General features: G+C 65.3%; 17 protein-coding genes and 3 pseudogenes. 10 read left to right on the forward strand and 10 right to left on the reverse strand.

Going from position 1 to position 18,904, the window contains the following annotated elements:
• Window positions 1–6: 6 nt before the first annotated feature.
• The 4 genes from ACFO8M_RS00350 (at window position 7) to ACFO8M_RS00365 (ending at window position 4,269) form a co-directional block, all read left to right on the forward strand.
• Complete coding sequence (locus ACFO8M_RS00350; protein WP_387968947.1) at window positions 7–945, forward strand: ATP-binding cassette domain-containing protein; 939 nt, start codon at window positions 7–9, stop codon at window positions 943–945.
• Window positions 946–956: 11 nt separating this feature from the next.
• On the forward strand, window positions 957–1,781 hold the full coding sequence (locus tag ACFO8M_RS00355; RefSeq protein ID WP_387968949.1) for an ABC transporter permease: 825 nt from the start codon (window positions 957–959) through the stop codon (window positions 1,779–1,781).
• A gap of 893 nt (window positions 1,782–2,674) precedes the next feature.
• Entirely contained in the window at window positions 2,675–3,136 is a 462-nt protein-coding gene (locus ACFO8M_RS00360) for a tyrosine-type recombinase/integrase (protein ID WP_387968952.1), read from the forward strand.
• Window positions 3,137–3,780: 644 nt separating this feature from the next.
• Complete coding sequence (locus ACFO8M_RS00365; protein ID WP_387968955.1) at window positions 3,781–4,269, forward strand: lamin tail domain-containing protein; 489 nt, start codon at window positions 3,781–3,783, stop codon at window positions 4,267–4,269.
• Window positions 4,270–4,916: 647 nt separating this feature from the next.
• Here the strand turns inward: ACFO8M_RS00365 and ACFO8M_RS00370 are convergent.
• From ACFO8M_RS00370 to ACFO8M_RS00380, 3 genes are all read right to left on the reverse strand, one after another.
• Window positions 4,917–5,318, reverse strand: coding sequence for a hypothetical protein (locus ACFO8M_RS00370; protein ID WP_387968958.1), 402 nt, complete (start codon window positions 5,316–5,318; stop codon window positions 4,917–4,919).
• A gap of 514 nt (window positions 5,319–5,832) precedes the next feature.
• The gene (locus ACFO8M_RS00375; RefSeq protein WP_387968961.1) at window positions 5,833–5,964 is read right to left on the reverse strand and encodes a hypothetical protein; all 132 of its coding nucleotides are present in this window, start codon (window positions 5,962–5,964) and stop codon (window positions 5,833–5,835) included.
• Between the two features lie 240 nt (window positions 5,965–6,204).
• Window positions 6,205–6,330: a hypothetical protein gene (locus ACFO8M_RS00380; RefSeq protein ID WP_387968963.1), complete on the reverse strand. Its 126-nt coding sequence runs from the start codon at window positions 6,328–6,330 to the stop codon at window positions 6,205–6,207.
• A gap of 685 nt (window positions 6,331–7,015) precedes the next feature.
• On the opposite strand from ACFO8M_RS00380, the gene ACFO8M_RS00385 reads away from it, so the two are divergent.
• Entirely contained in the window at window positions 7,016–7,684 is a 669-nt protein-coding gene (locus ACFO8M_RS00385) for a hypothetical protein (RefSeq protein WP_387968966.1), read from the forward strand.
• 233 nt (window positions 7,685–7,917) lie between these two features.
• On the opposite strand, the gene ligA is transcribed toward ACFO8M_RS00385, so the two are convergent.
• The 6 genes and pseudogenes from ligA to ligD all read right to left on the reverse strand — a co-directional run bounded on the left by ligA (window position 7,918) and on the right by ligD (window position 14,060).
• Complete coding sequence (gene ligA, locus ACFO8M_RS00390; RefSeq protein WP_387968969.1) at window positions 7,918–10,002, reverse strand: NAD-dependent DNA ligase LigA; 2,085 nt, start codon at window positions 10,000–10,002, stop codon at window positions 7,918–7,920.
• A gap of 94 nt (window positions 10,003–10,096) precedes the next feature.
• On the reverse strand, window positions 10,097–10,645 hold the full coding sequence (locus ACFO8M_RS00395) for a hypothetical protein (protein WP_387968971.1): 549 nt from the start codon (window positions 10,643–10,645) through the stop codon (window positions 10,097–10,099).
• Window positions 10,646–11,050: 405 nt separating this feature from the next.
• Window positions 11,051–11,374, reverse strand: coding sequence for a hypothetical protein (locus ACFO8M_RS00400; RefSeq protein ID WP_387968974.1), 324 nt, complete (start codon window positions 11,372–11,374; stop codon window positions 11,051–11,053).
• A 483-nt stretch (window positions 11,375–11,857) separates the two neighbouring features.
• On the reverse strand, window positions 11,858–12,610 hold the full coding sequence (locus ACFO8M_RS00405; protein ID WP_387968977.1) for a hypothetical protein: 753 nt from the start codon (window positions 12,608–12,610) through the stop codon (window positions 11,858–11,860).
• A 96-nt stretch (window positions 12,611–12,706) separates the two neighbouring features.
• Window positions 12,707–13,252, reverse strand: coding sequence for a hypothetical protein (locus ACFO8M_RS00410; RefSeq protein ID WP_387968980.1), 546 nt, complete (start codon window positions 13,250–13,252; stop codon window positions 12,707–12,709).
• A gap of 47 nt (window positions 13,253–13,299) precedes the next feature.
• Window positions 13,300–14,060: pseudogene (gene ligD, locus ACFO8M_RS00415) on the reverse strand (non-homologous end-joining DNA ligase LigD).
• Between the two features lie 419 nt (window positions 14,061–14,479).
• Between ligD and ACFO8M_RS00420 the strand changes: the two are divergent.
• Window positions 14,480–14,749 (forward strand): annotated as a pseudogene (locus ACFO8M_RS00420) (transposase); the annotation flags it as partial.
• A 125-nt stretch (window positions 14,750–14,874) separates the two neighbouring features.
• Window positions 14,875–15,114, forward strand: a pseudogene (locus tag ACFO8M_RS00425) (NF041680 family putative transposase); the annotation flags it as partial.
• On the opposite strand, the gene ACFO8M_RS00430 reads toward ACFO8M_RS00425, so the two are convergent.
• Window positions 15,025–15,711: a reverse transcriptase domain-containing protein gene (locus tag ACFO8M_RS00430; RefSeq protein ID WP_387969097.1), complete on the reverse strand. Its 687-nt coding sequence runs from the start codon at window positions 15,709–15,711 to the stop codon at window positions 15,025–15,027. The pseudogene ACFO8M_RS00425 and the gene ACFO8M_RS00430 overlap by 90 nt on opposite strands.
• A 1,044-nt stretch (window positions 15,712–16,755) precedes the next feature.
• Between ACFO8M_RS00430 and ACFO8M_RS00435 the strand changes: the two genes are divergently transcribed.
• From ACFO8M_RS00435 to ACFO8M_RS00445, 3 genes are all read left to right on the forward strand, one after another.
• A complete protein-coding gene (locus ACFO8M_RS00435) occupies window positions 16,756–17,160 on the forward strand; it encodes a peptidase inhibitor family I36 protein (RefSeq protein WP_387968983.1) in 405 nt (134 codons plus the stop codon).
• A gap of 74 nt (window positions 17,161–17,234) precedes the next feature.
• A complete protein-coding gene (locus tag ACFO8M_RS00440) occupies window positions 17,235–17,684 on the forward strand; it encodes a peptidase inhibitor family I36 protein (RefSeq protein ID WP_387968985.1) in 450 nt (149 codons plus the stop codon).
• Window positions 17,685–18,059: 375 nt separating this feature from the next.
• Entirely contained in the window at window positions 18,060–18,884 is an 825-nt protein-coding gene (locus ACFO8M_RS00445) for a transposase family protein (protein WP_387968988.1), read from the forward strand.
• The last annotated feature ends 20 nt before the right edge of the window (window positions 18,885–18,904 follow it).

The raw sequence follows: 18,904 nt of genomic DNA on the forward strand, positions 1-18,904 counted from the left end.
ACCGTCGTGAACCCGATAGTCGAGGTCACTGACCTGCATAAACGATTCGGCAAGGAAGTCGTTGCGCTCGACGGCGTCGACCTCGCCATCCCCATCGGCGGCGTGTTCGCCCTGCTCGGCCCCAACGGTGCAGGCAAGACCACCCTCATCCGCGTCCTCGCCACCCTCCTCAACCCCGACTCGGGCACCGCCCGCATCAGTGGCATCGACGTCGCCACCAACCCGTCAGCGGTGCGTTCGAAGATCGGCCTCGCCGGGCAGTACGCGGCCGTCGACGATTACCTCACCGGCGCCGAGAACCTCGAGATGGTCGGACGCCTCTACGGCCTCACCGCCCGCGAAGCCAAGCGCCGCAGTAGCGAGATCCTCGACCTCTTCGGCCTCGCCGACGTCGCGGGCCGGTACGCCAAGACCTACTCGGGCGGCATGCGACGCCGCCTCGACCTCGCCGCGTCCCTGGTCGGGCGTCCGGCGCTGCTCATCCTCGACGAACCCACCACCGGGATCGACCCGGCCAACCGCCGCGAAGTCTGGTGCATGGTCCAACAGCTCGTTGCCGATGGCACGACCGTCCTGCTCACCACCCAGTACCTCGAAGAAGCCGACCGGCTCGCCGACCGCATCGCCGTCATCGACCACGGCCGCATCATCTCCGAAGGCACCAGCGACGAACTCAAAGCACGCACCGGCGGCACCGTCCTCACCATCGGCCTCGCCGAAACCGACCGCGAAACCGCAGCCCGAGTTCTCGAAACCGCCACGGCCGACGGCGACGGCCTGCTCCTGCCCGCCCCCGGCGGCTACACCGACCTGCGCACCGCACTCGACGCGCTCGACGCCCACGACATCCACCCGACCGCCGTCGCACTACGCCAGCCCACGTTGGACGACGCCTTCCTCGAACTCACCGACCACCGCCCGGCCACAGACCGGGCCGAGAACTGAAGGACCGCACCATGACCGCCCTCGCCGCACCCGCCCGCCCGAGTACGGGCCGCCTGGTCACCGACACCGCCGTCATCACCCGCCGGAACCTGCGCCACATCCTCAGAATCCCCGGCGTCCTCCCGCTCTCAGCGGTCATGCCGGTCATCTTCATCCTCATGTTCACCTACGTCTTCGGCGGCGCCGTCACCGGATCGCTCCCGCCCGGCGCTGAAGACGAGTACGTCAACTGGCTCATCCCCGGCCTCATCGCCCAGTTCGCACTCTTCTCCGGCGCCAACACCGCCGCGGGCATGGCCGACGACCTCCAGCGCGGCTCGGTCGACCGGTTCCGGTCCCTGCCCATGGCCCGCCTCGCCGTCCCCGCCGGACGCACCATCGCCGACCTCGTCCGCGCCGTCTTCACCATCCTGGTGATGCTCGGCGTCGGCGCCCTCATCGGCTTCCGCTGGCAGACCAGCGTCCTGGAAGTCCTCGCCGCGATCGGCGTCGCTCTCGCCTTCGCGTTCAGCATCGCCTGGATGATGGTCACCCTCGGCCTGCTCATCCGCTCCGCCGAAGCCGTCCAAGCCGCCGTCTACATGCTCGTCTTCCCACTCGGCTTCACCAGCGCCGTCTTCGTCCCCGTCGAGACCATGCCCGACTGGCTCCAGACCTTCGCCGCCCACCAACCCGTCACCGTCGTCGCCAACGCCATGCGCGGCCTCATGCTCGGCCCCGACGCCATCCCGAACGGCCACACCGTCACCGGCGACCTCCTCTGGACCCTCGCCTGGTCCGCCGGACTGGTCATCCTGTTCGCGCCGCTGGCGGTACGCGCCTACCGCCGAGCCTGAAACTGAGCGGCCCACGGGCCCGCGGTGCGTTCACGGGTCGGCTCAGTCCCGAGCCCTCGGTACACCCGAAGCCACCGCTCGTCGGCCAGGTCGGCCGTGAAGGCCGCGAACGTTGTTGTTCGGGGCCAAGTTGCACCGCGTCGGGCGGCCAGCAAAGACGGTGGTGCGGATGAACGCATCAAGACCCATCCCGATCGCCTGACAGCTCAGGTTCGTTTCTGTACCCAGGACCCGATTCAGGGGTTTGCAGGGATTCGAACCCACACCCCTCACAGAACCCGCTCGACACCGGAAGCAAACTGCGATAACCAGGGCCGCTACCTGAATACTGCCTGGAAAGAGCCCTGACCACATCACAGGATCCGCCTCTGTGCCCCGTCAAAGTGCGCATGGGTTCAGCGCTCGCCCGGGTCATGTCACAGACCCATACGCCCCCGAACTGGCCGAACACGGCTCCTCCCCGAGTTTCCTCGTCCAGGGGACGTACGACAGGAATGGCAACGAGCTCACCGCCGAGATGACCGCAGCGTGGAGGCCCCGCTCCTCCCCCGCCCACGACAGCCACCGGATCTCCCGGACGCCCGTGGACGGGAAGCAGCTTGCTCCCGTCCAGCCCATCGGTATCGGTCCCACCACTCCAACTGGCAGAGAGAGAAGACTCAGAACCCACACAGTCTCGGTTCAAATCCCGAGTAGGGCACCGGTTGAAGGTCGAGATCCTACGATGGAAGTGGGACCGGCAGCGGGAGGCGACGCCGTGGCTGCGCAGGAACCCGGCCGCCCGGTCCGCGGCTACATCGCCCTCTCTGTGCTCACAGGCATCCGCACCGAGGAAGCGCGACCGCTCCAATGACGGCACCTGCACCTCAACCGGTCAAAGGGCAGATCTGCTCTTGCGGACAGGTGCATCCGAAGACCGCCGGCGCACCGTCGCCCTTCCCCAACTCGCGGTCGACATCCTCACCGAACACCAAGAACAGCAACAGAAATGGCGCGCCGAACACGGCTGGAAGTCCGAAGGGATCGTCTACATGTTCGGCACCCGCGACGACACGGTCCAGGTCGCCGAGTCCGTCCACGACAAGGTCCAAGCGATCGCTGGCAGGGCGGGCCTGCCCGGTTCTTGGACGCCCCGGGAGCTGCGCCACACCTTCACGTCGATCATGTCCGAGGCCGGAGCATCGATCGAGCTCATCGCCGACCTCCTCGGCCACAAGGACACCGCCACCACCTGGAAGGTCTACCGGCACCAGCTTCGCCTCGTCATCACCCAAGGCTCCGAACTCCTCGACGAAGCCATCAGGAACCACCACACAGACCTAAAAGGACCTGATGGAGCCAAATTGGCTCCATGAATGGCTCCCCGCTAGCACCCGACAAAGGTCAGCATCCCTAATCACCACAAAAAGAAAGGCCCCAGATATCCGGGGCCTTTGAATCTGTGCGCGAGGGGGGACTTGAACTCCCACGTCCATAACAGGACACTAGCACCTCAAAGCTAAAATTACATATCATAATATCCGATTTGTTGAATGGCCCTGTTGCTCAATACCGAAGGACCGCAGTCACTGTGGGTCTCAGTTGGTCGCCATTGGTTATCATTTCTAGATCTATCGGCTCCCCTATCGGCTCCCCCGACACCCCGGCCGCGGCCGCCGCGCCGTTGATCCCTGAGGACCCATTGAGCCTTTTCGGGAAACGCATCATGTGCGCTGAGTGAGGATGAGTCGGCGGGGTCGCTCGATGCGGTGGATGGCCAGGCAGGCGCGGGCGATGATCCCGATCTTCCAGGGATCGAGTGAGACCTTCTGCGGGCAGCGGAAACGCATATTCCGATAGGCAACCTGCGGGAATGGAGGCGCTACAGGCGGCAACGGGTGCAGGCGAGCTCCCCTACTGCAATTCCGATGAGTGCTATCATTTGTCCTCAGTCGCTCGAACATCCCCACGACGTGCGATTCGAGCCATCCCTTGACTTCGCAACAATCAGGACATTCTAGTGCTTAAGAAGACGCTTATAGCCGTCGGCCTGGCCGTCGCCGCCCTCGCTGCCACCGCGACCCCGGCCTCCGCTGCCGAGTACCAGTCGGCCCTCAAGATCCTCGGTATCCAGTACAACGCGCCCGGCCCCGATGACAACCGTTGCATGGGAGGGAACACCCACCAGGAGTACCTGACCATCAAGAACTACTCCACGACTGCGACGATCAACCTCCGGGGCTACCTGGTGAAGGACGCTGTCGGCAACAGCTTCAAGTTCACCGCAGACCACTACCTCCAGCCCGGCGACTACGTCCGGCTTCGCGGCGGCAACGGCAACGATTCGGACGCGAACAACGTCGTCTACCGGGACAACTGCAACTTCATCTGGAACAACACCGGCGACTCTATCTATCTATACAAGCCGTCGGGCGCGGGCGCGGACTCCCACTCCTACAACCCGGCGCGCGATGACGCCGACGGCAACGGCTACGTAACCTTCCACTGAGCTTCTTCGGGCTACTCACGCGGCACTCTGATGAGGATGAGGCGGCGGGGTGTTCGATGCGGAAGAACGCCAGGCACGCGCGGGCGATGGTCCCGATCCTCCAGGGGTTGAGCGAGACTTTCTGCAGGCAGCGGAAACGCGTCTTCAGGTCGGCGTTGGCTTCTCGGCCAGGGCCCTCTTGGGGCGCCGATGAGCCGGTTCCATGACTTCTGGTCCTCGGCCAGCTTGCCGGCTGCCTGAGAATTGTTGCGGCGCAATGGGTCCCGTTCACCACTTCGGTCACTTCGGTTGTGCACCAAGGGGTTCGACGAAAGAGAAGCGCGAGCTGAACTCAGACAGCAAGAGAGCAGGGCTTGTTCAAGTTCCTGAAGGGTTCGGTTGGTGGATGATGCCTAAGGACAACGCAACGTCTCCGCGATCCCCACCTGACGACTCAACGGCCGCCTTTTCCGATGTCGCTCACCGCGGTCGCCTCACCGCTCCCCCAGCACACCGTGGCTTGAAGCCTCCCCCGCAGGACGACTCCGGAGAGCCAACGCCCCCATCAGCTGCACAGCAACAAGTCAGTCGTCTACATCAACATCCTCCTTGGTCGAGGCACACGAGAAACGCTCGCTCCCAGGCGCTCGCATATTTCGCTCGACCATTCAGGAACGCTCTCGGAGGACGCGGACGCCCATCCAGATCTGTGCCAGCCCGATGACCGTATAGAACGGCTGAAAGAAGCTGAATTCCCGGATGAACGCCAACTGGACGATTATCCAACAGATCAGGAGCGTGCCTGCAAGGATCGACAACGGACCGCAGCGGGCACCGCGGAACATCGCTGCGATGGCAAGGGCGGTGTTCGGAAGCGCGACGATGACTCCCAGCGCGACCCCTGCGATCACCGGGCTGCCCCATGGGAGGCGGTCAGTGACCTTGTCCCCCAGGGAGAGCCATCCAGTGATGAGTCCAATCGCGCCGGACGCGGCACCGAACGCGTTGAACAACGCCACACCTGCTATCAGCGGGTGGCGCCGGAGCCGATCGAACGAAGGCGCGGTCATCCGGCACCTCCCGTCGAGTGTCCAGCGGCTTCCTTGTCGGCCGTTCGCCCGGCGCCCCTTTGCCGTAGCCATGGCATAGCCCGATGATATGGCCCGGATCGGGCACGCCCAGAGCTCTTGTCCGAAACCATCGACGCACTTGAGCGTGACACGCGGTCGCAGCATGCCCTATCCGCCCTGCACGATCCGCCCCTCGGGAGTTCCGTAGCACCAATAGCGCCCGGCTGGAGCCGGGGCGAGCGTGCCGGCAGCCAGATCGACCAGACCCTGCGCCAGCTCACCAAGCGGTGCAGCGGCAAAGTGTTCCGCCCCGCGTAGGAAGTCGGCCGCACTCTCCTCCAACTCGGGCCAGTTCGAGACCTCGTCTCGGCTCACGCCACCGCGGGCCTCGATCCGGCGAGCAGCTTCCACCACGCAGTTCAGGAATACCTGTCGCTGCAGCGAAGTCGTCGAGCAGGACAGCGGAACTGCTGCCCACCAACGCCTGGGCGCCAAGGCTCTGCTCCAACTCCGGCTAAGACGAGGGCCGCCGGTCGGCCGGTATCTTCGCACCAACTCGCGCCGCCTCGATGAAGAGCACCCCGAGCGCCACGTCATAGGCCCAGAACATCGCTTCACCGGCGATCACCGGCACCGTCCTGCTCAACCGCACTCCTCCCCCAGCCAATCACTTCCGGCACTCATCATCGCTCACCGGCTCAGGCGCTCACCCCGGCTGGCGCATGGCGCCTTCGAGCGACCAGCACTTTCGCAACGGGCCCTGGTCGAGGCGGCCCGGTCGGGGCGCGTCGAGCCGCTGTTCAACGCCATCCGCGCCGACGTCGACGCCCGCCGGTGGGCGAAGAAATGGGTGCGAATGAGCTTGTAGCCCTGCGCTGGTACGGACTCACCACACGAGTTGCGTCTTCGGGTCGTCCGCCGGACCCTGAAGCCGATTAAGGAGCGTCGCCGTCACCCGCTCCTCGATCTGGACTCCCGCGATCTTGGCCGACAGCGTGATCACCTGGCGCATCTGTGTCCACCTTTGGGATCTCGCTGCCGCTGGACCGGAGCCGAAAATGACCGATCTTTCTGAGGAGAGCGGGTTTTTCGAACTGTCGGGCTACTCCGCCGACCTCACCCGCGCCGTCACAGCGTCGGTGGACGCTTCCCTCGTCTGGGATCTCCCCGATTCGGAATCGTCATGCGCGAGGCGGTCGCCGAGGGCAACCAGGACCTGCTCGCCCTGCTCCTGCCCGAATTGGAAGCGCTCGCCGCGTCGAACGAGGACCAACCGTTTGCGTGGACCTGCTCGAGGCAGTGAAAGCCCACTGGTCGAGCTCGGATACGAAGTGGAAGACGAATCGTCCGGCACGGGGAAGCACCGTACGATCGCGGCCACGGCGGACGGGGAAGTCTTCATCCGGTTCCGGTCCCTCGGCGTGGTCCTCACGGACGTCTACCACACGAAATGCGTCGAGTCGAGCACGTTCGACGTGGTCGAACCTGCTGGCGGTGTGCTGCCCCAGAACGATCGAACCGATATTGAATCTGGGTCTGGCATCCGTTGAACCGCATTGAGGTCGCGCTTGGTGGCGAGCGCAGACGGGGGACGGTCGATAGACTTCGAGCAGTCGCGGCCGCCCCTCAGTGCCGCTCAGAACTGAATGCGACGCCGCGCCATGTCCCAATGCCCGAATCCCGCGGACCGACGCCCCATGGATCGGAGCGATCCCGATCGGATCCAGCCGATCCGCGAACCGGACCATCCGAGGTACTACATCGGCGTCATGCTCCTCATGCTCGCTGTCGGCCTCCTTCCCGCGATCGCGGTCAGCTGGTATGCGATCGAGACCAACAGCGGCATGCACCAACGGATATCCTCGGCCATGGTCCAGATTGCCGCCTTCGTGGCGGGCAGTTTTGCCGTACCGGTGAAGCACGAGGCCGCCGAGCGCGCGGTTGTCGGCACAGTTCCGAGGCCGTCGTTGCGGACCCAACTGCGCATGGCGCCCTGGGCTCGAAGCGCGGCCACCTACGTCCTGGCGACCGCCGCCGCGGCACCGGTCCTCGTCGCGGACACCTATGGGCGTGAAATCGCGTTTCCCACATTGGTCTGCGTTCTGCTCGCATTGCATGTAGCCGCCCTGGCGCCCTCGCTCCGCAAACCACTGGTGGAGCTTCCGAGCCTCACGTTCGGGGCGGTCGTGGGGATTCCGATGGGACTCTTCGTCGGCGGCATCTACGAGCGCGAATACTGGATTGACGACCCTTGGTTCTGGGTCAGCGCGCTATTGATCGCGTTGACGTTCCTCAGGATGATGCGCGAACACGTTGCCGCGAAGGCTCGGAAGTGGCGGCAACGGCGGATCGAACGAGTCCAGTGAGCTCGGTTGGGCTCGCGCGGCGCGCCATTTATGCAGTACCAAGGAGAGTGCGATCGCAGTAATGAGCGTCGCCGCGGGAAGCCATGTATTTGGAGAGTGGTTACGCGATCGGATCGCATCAGGCTATCCCTTGATGGCCCAGGTCGCGCTGCCGTGCAACACCCGAGAGTCGAGATGCGAACGGCCGGGCCCGCGGGAACAGCCTGCGAGCCCGGCCGTCATGTTCCGGGCCGTCAGTCGAAGTAGGCAGCGATCCGCTGCGCGAACTCCTCCGGGCTGATGACCTCGACACCGAGCGCTTCAGCTTTCGCCAGTTTGCTGCCAGCTTTCTCCCCCGCAACGACCAGGTTCGTCTTCGCGGACACGCTGCCGGACGCCTTCCCGCCAGCGCGGGCAATCAGTTCGTTCATCTGGGTTCGGGAGTAGTCTGCGAGCGGTCCGCTCATGCCGCCGGTCACGACGACGGCCATGCCAGTAAGCGGCAGCGCGCCATCCGTAGCTTCACCCGCTTCGTCGCCCTCCCCGCTGGGCGCGGCGAAACTAGGCTGGACCATGTTCACGCCAGCAGCCTGAAGCTTCTTAATCACGTCGGACAGTTCGGCGACGCCTTCGACGATCACCGCCGCCTTGTCGGCCCCGATGCCCTCGACCGCTTCGAACGCGACAGCGTCCGCAGCCTGGATCGAATCCATGGATCCAAAATGTGCAGCGATCCGAAGTGAGAGGGATCGCCCGGTCTTACGGATGCCAAGTGCGCAGAACACGCGGTTCAGGGGCTGCGCCTTCGCCGATGCAATTGCGCCCATGAGGTTGTCGGCGCTCTTGTCGCCCATGCGCTCCAGCGACATCAGCTGGTCGCGGGTCACCGTGAACAGGTCGGCGACATCGCTGACCAGACCTCGTTCGACCAACTGGACGACGACGGCTTCACCAAGGCCGTCTACGTCGAGGCAGTCGCGGGCCACGGCGTACTTGAGGCCCGCCACCTGCCCGCACGTGCGGCCCCGGACGCACCGCCAGCGCACTTCGGACTTGTCGATCGCCGCGCCACACCGCGGGCAGTCGTCGGGGAAGACGATCGGCTGCTCATCGCCGGTCCGCTGGGAGACGATCGCGCCTTCAATGCGCGGGATGACTTCTCCGGCGCGCAGCACGTAGACGCGATCACCGAGGTGGAGGTCCTTGCGGAGGATGTCATCGGGGTTGTGGAGCGTCACGTAGGTGATGACGGTCCCGCCGACTTCGACAGGTTCGAGGATGCCGCGGGGGGCAATGACGCCAGTCCGGCCGACGTTCCATTCAACGTCGAGGAGCGTCGAGATCTTCTTGTCCGCGGGGAACTTGTAGGCCGTGGCCCAGTGCGGGGTACGCGACCCGGTACCGGCATCGGCGCGGTCGGCGGGCGTGTTCGCTTTGATGACTGCGCCGTCGAGTTCGATGTCGAGGTCGGGGCGGATCGCGCCGATGCGGTCGATGCGCGCTTGGACTTCGTCGAGCGTGTTGCACGCGAGCGCGGTGATGCGGCTGCCGACGGTGGTGCCGACGCCGAGCGTGTGGAGCAGGTTGATGAGGTCGATGTGGGTGAGGGTCGCGAGCGTCGGGCCACTGGTGTGCTCAGGGTCGGTGAGGGCGTCGTAGGCGATGAACGTCTGCTGCACCTGGTAAGCGCGACCTTGAGCGCGCAGTGAGCCGCTGGAGGCGTTGCGGCGGTTCGCGAACGACTGGCCGCCGTGGGAGACGCGGGCTTTGTTCGCGGCAGCGAACTGCGCTTCGGTCATAAGCACTTCGCCGCGGATTTCGACCGTGATCGGCTCGGAGAGTTCGAGGGGCAACCCGATGATGTGGCCGATGGCGTGCGAGACGTCCTCGCCGGTGGACCCGTCGCCGCGGGTCACGAGCTGCACCAAACGGCCGTCGCGGTACCTGGCCGCGAGAGCGACACCGTCGAGCTTCGGTTCGACGACCCAACCGGCCACGTCCCGGCCGCCGATGCGGCGCTGGAGCGACGCTGCCCAGTCGGTCAGCTGCTCGACCGAGAACACGTTCCCGAGCGACAGCATCCGCACCACGTGCGGCACATCGCCGGTCGTCACTCCGGCGGCGATTTCGCGCGTGGGCGAGTCAGGGACGACCGCATCGGGGTGCTCGGCCTCCCACGCGGTGATGCCGCGCAGGAGGCGGTCGTACACATCGTCATCCATACCGGACTCGCCAGAGCCGTAGTAGGCATCCGCGGCGGCACGGGCTGCGGCAACCGCAGCGAGGTACTCGGCTTCAGTGTCGATGGTGACGGCAGGTGCCGCAGGAATCGTTGTCATGCCCTCATGTTGTCATGCAAGTACGACAATTTCCTGTGCGCTGACCTGCATGAACACCGGCATCCTCGACTCCGGCGGCGGGGCGGTTGCGGCGTCAGGCGGCATCATCGGTCTTATGCTCCGACTGCTCCGCGTCCCGATTCGCTGTTCGGCAGGCGCTGACGCCCATGCAGAAGCCCAGGGCCGCCGCTCCAGGCGGGAGCATGTTCAGAAGGTAATCGTCATGGTTAGGCGGCACGGCCGCGAACGTCACGAAGAGAATGAGCGAACCTGCCGCCAATGCTGTCGCGTTCGCCAGCGCACTGCCAGCGGCCACCGCAGGGCGCACCAAGGTGAGACCGTTGTACCCCATCACGTAACCGACGTACACCGGTCCAAACAGGGCGAGAAAGATGGCGATGACCTCCATCGTGCTCACGGCATCTTGCTCGGCGGTCGCCGGCATGTGCGGCAGCACGACGACCACGGCAACTGCGAATGGCAGAAGTGTCAACCCGAGCTTGACTGACTGGTCGAGCGGTACAGGCGCTCCGGCGGGTCGCGCCCGGCCGTTCACCATCGCGAGTTGCAGCAGCGCTGCGGCGGTCTGCAACAGGGCCAGAGCAAGGATGATCCATTTGACGGCGTCGGAATCGGGGGACATCTCCGCAGTATCGCAGTGCGGCGCAAGGTCTCGCATCCCTTGATCGCCATAGGACTTCTGTCGGACGCATACCCGTTCGTGTCACCGACATCGCTGCCGCGTTCAACGTCGCGCGAGCTGGGGTTGCCGCGCGCGCCCACACCGACCGAACCTTCCTCATGTGACACTAGGACCGGAATGCTACGAGGTGCTGACTCGGAGGTGCCGTGGGCGGCTAGTTTGTCAGACCAGCACGGTCGGCCGTGGCCAGTGCGCGCAAGCGGCGCAGATCTGCCGCGTCAGTGGCGTTTGGCCGGCACAGAGCGCTTCGCCAGGGTGGTTGCGTTCGCAGTCGCATGCACACGTCAGTGCACCCGGTCGTCTCCGGCGGGGTCGTCAAGCGGTCCATGCGGTACTCCTTCTCGCTTACGTCTCGTCGTATCGGGTGTCCACGGCCAGGGCCAGGCCCGCCCCGCCGGGAAACCAAGTCCGCCAGTCGTAGGCAAATCCGGCGTCGCGATCGTTGAGCGCACGGGGCGCAGCTGCTACGGCCGCTTCGATGTCGGGAACGGGCTGCCGGCGCGAGGCAAGTTCTTTCGCCGCTTCGGTCATGTGGTGACGCAGCCATGCAAGCGCAGCGTCCTCGCTCGCTACCGGTTCGAGCTCGAAGTTCCGCCACGGCGCCTCATGCCACACGAGCGGGTCAGTTCCGGGGAACAAGGGCTTGCGCCGGCCGGAGATGTCGTACACGGTCGTCTCCGGGTTGCCGGTCAGGTACCGGAAGCGACGCCACCGAAAGAGCCCCATCACGAGCTCACAGCAGTACTGGCCCCGGCCTTCTCGGCCGCAGCCCACTGCTGGTCCTGAGCGGCGTTGCGCGCCTGCATGGATGCCTGATAGTCCGACTGCTAGCCCACGCACGGCCACGCCCTGCCGCAGAGCCCGCAAGAACTCTCATCATCATGGAAGTGTTCCGTGTCAGAACCGACCGCAGGTTTCGTCGCTTGTCGCGGCACGCCGTCCTGGCCGCCGCGAACGCTCCGCATCAACGCCGGTAGCGGTTTCGGACCCTGCGGCCGCCGTGCTCACCAGGGTGCGGCGGCTTTGCCGTCCCCGCGCATGGTGGTCGCGCCCGGCCGAGGACGGCGATGGCGGCCCTGGTTCCATCAGGGCCGCCGTCAGGTCGCGGTCAGGTCGGGGCGGCTGGTTCCCCGGGCCCTCGCCGCTGAAGCCCTATACCGCAGCGGGCATTTTCAACGGGGCGGGCGTGTGGATTAGGAGCCCGTCGGACTCGGCTTGGACGAACTGCTGGAGCGGGTCCTTTTCGAAGAGGCTGTACAGGCTCGGATCGACCTTCTGGGCGTGGCCAGTGATCCAACTGTCGGGACGGCCGTCGTTGCCGGCATAGCCCTCGATCGTTGCCCGCCACGTATAGCCGCGTTGGAGTTGACCAAAGAAGTTAATTCCGGGGAAGATGAAGTCAACGTCAGCGCTGCAGGTCATGCCGCGGCGGGTGAGCCAGCCGTATTCGCCGGGATCGAGCGAGATCTTGAAGCTGTCGGAGAAGGTCTTCTCCGTCGACCACTCCATGCCGAAGCTGGTGGTGATCGAAGCCGTGAACAAGCCCAGGACACTTGCTGAGGCCGATGCCGACACGGAGAAATCGGTCTTCGTGCCGACTTTGTCGGTCCAGCCAAGCTCTTTCTCTGCAGGCCTGTTCGTCTGGTTGATGAATCCCGCACCGACCGGATGCTGAGGCCCGAAGGAGTAGGTGAGCTTGCGCGGGCGGACCCACAGCCATGTGCTGAGACCGCCGTTGCTCTGCGAGATCCGTTCGAGGACGTGGTCGATGCCGTCTTCGGGCACCCGGTCACACGTGGCTTCCAGGTTGTCCGGGTCGTTGCCGAAACCGCGGAGACGTTTGTCGATCTTGTGGTTGTCGGGCTCTTTGGTGGTGACCTTGTCCAGGTCCAGGCGCTCGTTCACAGGTTTGACTCCCTTGACAGATGGATGCTTGACCCGTCCACCACCGTAGAAACCACGGCCGCCTCCCGCCCCGAGACGGCGAAATGCGTCATGTCGTTAATCGGACACTCTTGAGCGGTGCACGCCCTGGCAATGTGGGCCTTCTCGGCGGATAGCGATCGTGTCGCTGACGACGGCAGCGAGTTGCACCAGGGCCTGGCGGATCTCTCTGCACGCCTTCAGGGCCGAGGCCTGGCCGCCGCTCTTCGCCACGGCGGTGAGCAGATCGAACACGCCCGCCTGGTCGTGGTCAAGGTCTTCCGCCGCCAGGTCGGCTATCGTCTGGCCTTCCCACAGGTCCACGTCGTCGCGCTCGACTTCGATCGCTATCTTGTCGATGTCGCAATCCCAGTCGTCCTCCCAACCGTCGTCCTCGGCCGGGAAGTCCGCGTCTTCGCGTCGCTGAGCGGGCATGACCGGGTCGCCGAGCACCCGGTCGATGGTCACGCTCAGGCCGAATCCCGTGTCGTGCCGGTACGTGCCTTCCAGAGTCCATGCGCCGTCGACGTGCAGGTGCATCGTCCAGATCGGGGGGCGGACGTGCTTGGCGGCTTCCTTGAACGCTGCGGGTTCGTGTCGTTCCATATGGCGCTTGACCGGCATGAACAATGGTTGTTGCCCGATTGTGGCTGAGGCCGGAGCGAACCTGGTCACCGCCTATCCCCTGTCGTGGCAACAGTGCGGCCGCCGCGCCGTGTGCGAACGCGGCGGCCACTGCTGCTCAAAGCAAGTGCAGCACTACCGGTGCAATCGGCCGTGCCGCATGTAGGAATCAACTCCCGAAGGTTACCGAACTCGACGCGGTGCCGGGAGCGCGCGAAGCGCGGCAACGGTGCGGCGAACGTCTGGCCTCGGCCGTTGCGGTTCACGTCGAGGAAGATCCGGTCGCCGCGTCTGGCGATCCGCTGCTGGACGGTGAGAAAGTCCGGTTCGCTCGCGGCCATGAGCGCGACGATGTCGCCAGCTAGGTCGCGAACGAATCGGAAGCCGGCGGTCCGGTCAAGCGGGGCAACGATGTGGAAGCCGCGGCGCCGGTGGCCTGGAGATAGGGGGTAAGGCCGATCGCGGCGTACATGTCGCGGGTCAGGCGCGCGATACGGCGCAGCTCCGTGATCGGGATGCCTTCGGGCGGGTCGAGGTCGACCACGATCCGGTCAGGGAAGTCGATCTGGTCGACGGTCGTCGGGCGAATGTGGAACTCGATCGCGTCATGACTCGCCAGGTAGACCAGGGACGCTTCGTCCTCGCACAGGATCGCTGCTGACTCGCCGCCAGCTCGTTTAGGCACGTCGACGGTTCGGATCCAGTCCGGGAAGTAGTCCATGGCGTGCTTTTGGAAGAACCCTGGCGCGCCGATGCCGTCAGGGTGGCGCAGGAGCGTCAGCGGCCTGCCTGCCGGGTGCGGGAGCATAACGTCGGTGACCGTGCGGTAGTGGTCGATCACGTCGGCCTTGGTCACGCCCTCGCCGGGGTACAGCACCTTGTCGGGGTTGGAGACCTCGATGGTGCGGCCACCGATGGCGATCTGCTGCACGGATATCCGAGCTGCGTCTCACCTCCGGAAGGCCTCGGTTCAGAAAACACAGGTCAGCGGAAGTTGGTATGGATTTCGGACTGCTACGGAAGCGCAGCTGATGCCACCGGCGGTCGTGGTCGGCTTCGTGGCGGACGGTGGGTGTTCCTGCCGCACCGTCCGCCACTAGCCTCGTTCGTCTGGCTGCTGTGCCGTGATCGGTCAACTGAGCCGCGAGGCTTGCACGTTCTGAAGCTCCCCCGTGGGCAGTTTGTGGTCCTTCGGAACCCACAGCTAGAAGTACTGCGACTTCCCCGCGGGGATCAGAAGGTCACGCCGACAAGGCCTACGACATCCCCGACTGCCACCGCGCGCTGCGCGAGCGGCGCATCGGCGACCGCATCGCCCGCCGCGGCATCGAATCCTCAACCCGGCTCGGCCGCCACCGCTGGGTCATCGAGCGGACCATCGCCTGGCTCGGCGGCTACCGCCGCCTCACCATCCGATACGAACGCCACGGACACCTCTTCGCCGCATTCCTCGGCCTCGCAGCAGCGGTTACCTGCTACAAGAAACTCGCCAACTGAGACACGCTCTTAGCTTGTCTTTTAACCTGCAGTGCTGGTCAGAGCGCCCCGCGTGAACACGAGTGAAGCCCTTGCTTGATGATTCTTGTTGCGACGCAAGAACATCCAGATAGCAAGGGCTTCGTTTGTCTATTCTCCCTGAACCAGGCGCTGCTGCGGGCGCCGGGGCACTGACGGCGTTTCGCGCCGGCTTCTATGACAGCCTGACCGCGCGAGCGGACACGCTGTTCGAGCTGACTGAGGCACTGCTGTGCAGTCCCGGCCCGGTGGCTTCGCTACCGGCCCTGTCGCTGTCGGGGGTGTTCCGGCGCGGACACGGGGCGCTCTATGACGCGCTCGGGGCAGGGCAAGTCGATGCCGACCGCTTCTGAGATCTGCTCGCGGGACAAACGGACCTGCTCGGCCTGCCGCAGCGAAACGCAGTGCACCACTGCGTCATCGGCATACCGCTCGAAGGCCACAGTCGGGTGCTCCCGATCGATCCAGACATCAAGGGTCCAGTGCAGGAACAGGTTCGCCAGCACCGGCGAGACCGGGCCGCCTTGCGGCGTCCCGCGATCCCGATGGAGGCGCGATCCGTCGGCGGTGACGGCATCGACCGCCAGCCACCGGCGAACATACAGACCCACCCACGAAGGGACCTCCAGCGACTCGACCGCGCGCAGCAGCAACTCCCAATGCACGCAATCGAAGAACCGCCGGATGTCCAGATCGATCACCCATTGCCGCTGCCAGCACCGATCCCGGCACCGCTCAACGGCCTGGTGGGCGTTCCGCACGGGCCGGAACCCGAACGAGTCGTCGCAGAACAGCGGCTCGCACGCGGCTTCCAGCCGCTTCGCGGCCACCGTCTGCGCCACCCGATCGGCGACCGTCGGCACCCCCAACGTCCTGACACCACCGTCAGGTTTGGGGATTTCGACCGACCTGACCGGCGGCGGGAAATACGACCCTGAAGCCATCCGATGCCAGACTCGATACAGGTTGTCCTGCAACCGGTTCTCGAACTCCTCCAGCTCCACGGCGTCGACTCCCACCGCGCCCTGGTTCGCTCTGACTCGCTCCCACGCCGTCCACACCTCGGATTATGAGACGTCGAACGGCTTCGGCTCCATACTTGACCGTGACCCGCTCACACAGATTCCTCCCATTGCTGGTTGATCCATCAGCGAATCGCGCACTACCGGTCCCCTTCGCTCCATCCCCACCGCGCCGAGCAGGGACTTCACCGCTACTACGAGACCGTCCGCAGCCCTGGCCCGCATCGGTACTCACCCCCTCGCCTTTTGGCTCGGGGGTCTCCCTTCGCATCATCGGGACAGGGCCTTCCCAAGTTCCATGCAGCCGCAGCAGACCGCGGTCACGTCCCCTCTACGCCGGATGCCGCCTGGCCAGTAGACGGGTGGCCGCCAGACTCGTCCCGGCCTCTTTTAAACAGACCGGTTTCGACATCACTTGACTTGTAACGACGCTTCAAACAGGGCACCCCAGTCGAAACCGGGCCAACGCAACGTCTCCGCGATCCCCAACCTGACGACTCAACGGCCGCCTTTTCCCGCATCGCTCACCACGATCACCTCACGGATCACGCAGCACGCGGTGGTTTGGAGTCTCCCCCCGCAGGGCGGCTCCGGAGGGCCAACACCTCCATCAGCTGCACAGCGCCAAGTCAGTCACCTACATCAGCAACCTCCCTGTTCATGGCGCACTTAAAAGACAAGCTAAGACCACGCGAAGGCCAGTGGCCCCTCCGTGCGTAGTGTTCGGTTCCCGTCAGCCGCATCACCGCACGGGGCCGACGATCGCTCGTCCTCGATCTGCGACGGCCTCGGCGGTACGGCGTCTGTGATTTCAGCGAATCCGCGGCGTCGGATATCCGTCAACGGCGATCACTGTGAATCGCGCTCGGACATCTGCGCCAATTCCTAAGGTCCTTCGTGTTGCAGGCACGCAATCGCAGCGAGCCGCTATCGAGGCGGCACGCGAACCGACGATGGGAGACCGCGATGTCCAAGAAGTTCAAATTCGCCTCGGCGGCCGCTGGCGCGGCCGTGCTGATCGCCACCGGGTTCACCGGTGGCGCCGCGTCCGCGGCCGACACCGAGCAAGCCTCGCAGGACTGCAAGCCCGCCCATCTCTGCCTTTGGGAGCACACGGGTTACAGCGGCTGGAAGATCGTGGAGTGGGCTCCCCTCCACTCGGAGGACACCTACGAGCTCGCCGATACCGCCCTCCACCGGGCCAGCTCGGTCCAGAACAACAGCCACCTGCCCGTCTTGCTGTACTCCGGACGCGCCGGCAACGGCATGTTCCTGTGCGTCACCGCGGGCGGGGCATCGGCAGACCTCGCCGAGCTCGGCTTCGCTGACAAGGCCACGAGCATGAAGGCGTACGACCCGGGCTACTGCTGACCGAATTCGCGCACTTGCGAATCCGTGAGGCGTCGCGACCGCACTGGCGCCCCAGAAGATGGAAGGGATCAACGATGTCCAGGAAATTCATGGCCGCCATGGCGGCCGCCGGCACGGTCGCGCTCATGGCTACCGGAATCACCGCCGGGACGACCTCCGCGGCTCCGACCGGGACCGCAGAGAGCTGGGACGACTGCCCCCGGGGCCACATCTGCATGTGGGACAAGCCGGGATTCAACGGCGAGAAGATACTCGACTGGAGGCCGCAGCGCCGCGGGGGCGCCGTTTACAATTTCCCGGATTCGACTGCCTACCGGGCCAATTCGATCCGCAACAACTCCGACTTCCACGTCCGACTGTCCAACGAGTACAACAACATGGGAGTGGGCCATGTGAGCGTCTGCGCGTGGAAGAGCTCCAGCGATCTCCGCTGGATAGGATTCGGCAACGCCACCAGGAGCGTCGCCACAGTGTTCCAATGTGGACCGATGCCGGTGCGGCCCTACCCGACGATGTCCACGTAAATCCATGAAGAGGCCGGCCTCCCGATGCGGGCTCCGGGCCGCATCTCGTCGGCGCCCGGCTCGACTTCGAAGTCGAGGACGAACTCGAGGGCGCCGAGGACGTCAGAGCCCTCCACAACCAGGGCACGTCGGCTCTCGGTGGAGTCGGTCAGTGCTGTGAAGTCGATCCGGTAGCCGCCCTCCCTTGCGGTTGATCAAACGGCAAATCGCGCGCTACCGGCCCTCTTCGCACCACACTGAGCTTGTTTCAAGCTGGCTGAGTTCTGTTGCTGTGCAACAGGTGTCATGAATTCTCGGCAGGTCCTGAACTGGGGCAGCAGGAGAGCCCCTGGTAGAACAGCAGGTGCTGAAATCCGTTGTCTACCAGGAGCTCTCGTGCTGTTGTACCCTGCCGCGCTGCCCTTGTCCACCCAGACCCTCAAGCTCGTGGCGGGCCTCATCCGCACCCACCGCAAGACGATCGGTTCCCGCTGGCGGGTCCTCGATCCCGGCGACCAACCCCTACTCACCCTCGCCTACCTGCGCAAAGGCGAACCGCTGGGGAATCTCGCAGCCGGGTTCGGCATCTCGGCGGCCACCGCCTGGCGGCGCACCCGCGAGACCATCCGCCTGCTCGCCGCCCGCGCACCAGGGATCCGGGACGCCCTGCAACACGCGAAACGCTCCGGCGCCGCGTTCGTCATCCTCGACGGCACTTTGGTTCACATCGACCGCAACCAGATCGACCGGCCCTTCTACTCCGGCAAGCACAAGCGCCACGGGATGAATCTCCAGGCCATCGCCGATGCGCGCGGGAACCTGCTGTGGGTTTCCGGCGCGATCCGCGGCGCGACCCACGACACCAAGGCCGCCCGGATCTGGCAGATCCCCAGGCTCCTTCGCGAGCACGGCCTGTTCGCCCTGGGCGACAAGGGCTACGACGGTCTCGACCACGACCTAGTGCCCACGCCCTTCAAAGGCAGGAAGAAGCCGGAGTGGCAGAAGGAGTACAACCGCCTCCACGCCCGGCTTCGCGGGCCCGGTGAACGGATGTTCGCCCAGCTCAAGAAATGGTCGATCCTTGACCAGCTCCGCTGTGAGCCCACCTGGACCACCCACATCGCCAAGGCCCTTCAAGTCCTCAACGACTACGAACGCCCATCAAGTTGTCGGGTAGCCGGGAGGAACTTCCCCTCCCGGCCCCCACAGATCCCGGCGTGACAGTCTCCCGTCACCGGGCT

It is taken from the genome of Glycomyces rhizosphaerae (assembly GCF_042647865.1).
Lineage (GTDB): Bacteria > Actinomycetota > Actinomycetes > Mycobacteriales > Micromonosporaceae > Glycomyces > Glycomyces rhizosphaerae.

Bases quoted from the DNA above. Each gene is read 5' to 3' on its own strand.
- ACFO8M_RS00395 (WP_387968971.1), bottom strand. From the start codon at position 10,645: ATGTCCCCCGATTCCGACGCCGTCAAATGGATCATCCTTGCTCTGGCC.
- ACFO8M_RS00410 (WP_387968980.1), bottom strand. From the start codon at position 13,252: ATGCCGGTCAAGCGCCATATGGAACGACACGAACCCGCAGCGTTCAAG.
- ACFO8M_RS00435 (WP_387968983.1), top strand. From the start codon at position 16,756: ATGTCCAAGAAGTTCAAATTCGCCTCGGCGGCCGCTGGCGCGGCCGTG.
- ACFO8M_RS00380 (WP_387968963.1), bottom strand. From the start codon at position 6,330: ATGCGCCAGGTGATCACGCTGTCGGCCAAGATCGCGGGAGTCCAGATC.
- ACFO8M_RS00355 (WP_387968949.1), top strand. From the start codon at position 957: ATGACCGCCCTCGCCGCACCCGCCCGCCCGAGTACGGGCCGCCTGGTC.
- ligA (WP_387968969.1), bottom strand. From the start codon at position 10,002: ATGACAACGATTCCTGCGGCACCTGCCGTCACCATCGACACTGAAGCC.
- ACFO8M_RS00430 (WP_387969097.1), bottom strand. From the start codon at position 15,711: ATGGCTTCAGGGTCGTATTTCCCGCCGCCGGTCAGGTCGGTCGAAATC.
- ACFO8M_RS00385 (WP_387968966.1), top strand. From the start codon at position 7,016: ATGGATCGGAGCGATCCCGATCGGATCCAGCCGATCCGCGAACCGGAC.
- ACFO8M_RS00370 (WP_387968958.1), bottom strand. From the start codon at position 5,318: ATGACCGCGCCTTCGTTCGATCGGCTCCGGCGCCACCCGCTGATAGCA.
- ACFO8M_RS00440 (WP_387968985.1), top strand. From the start codon at position 17,235: ATGTCCAGGAAATTCATGGCCGCCATGGCGGCCGCCGGCACGGTCGCG.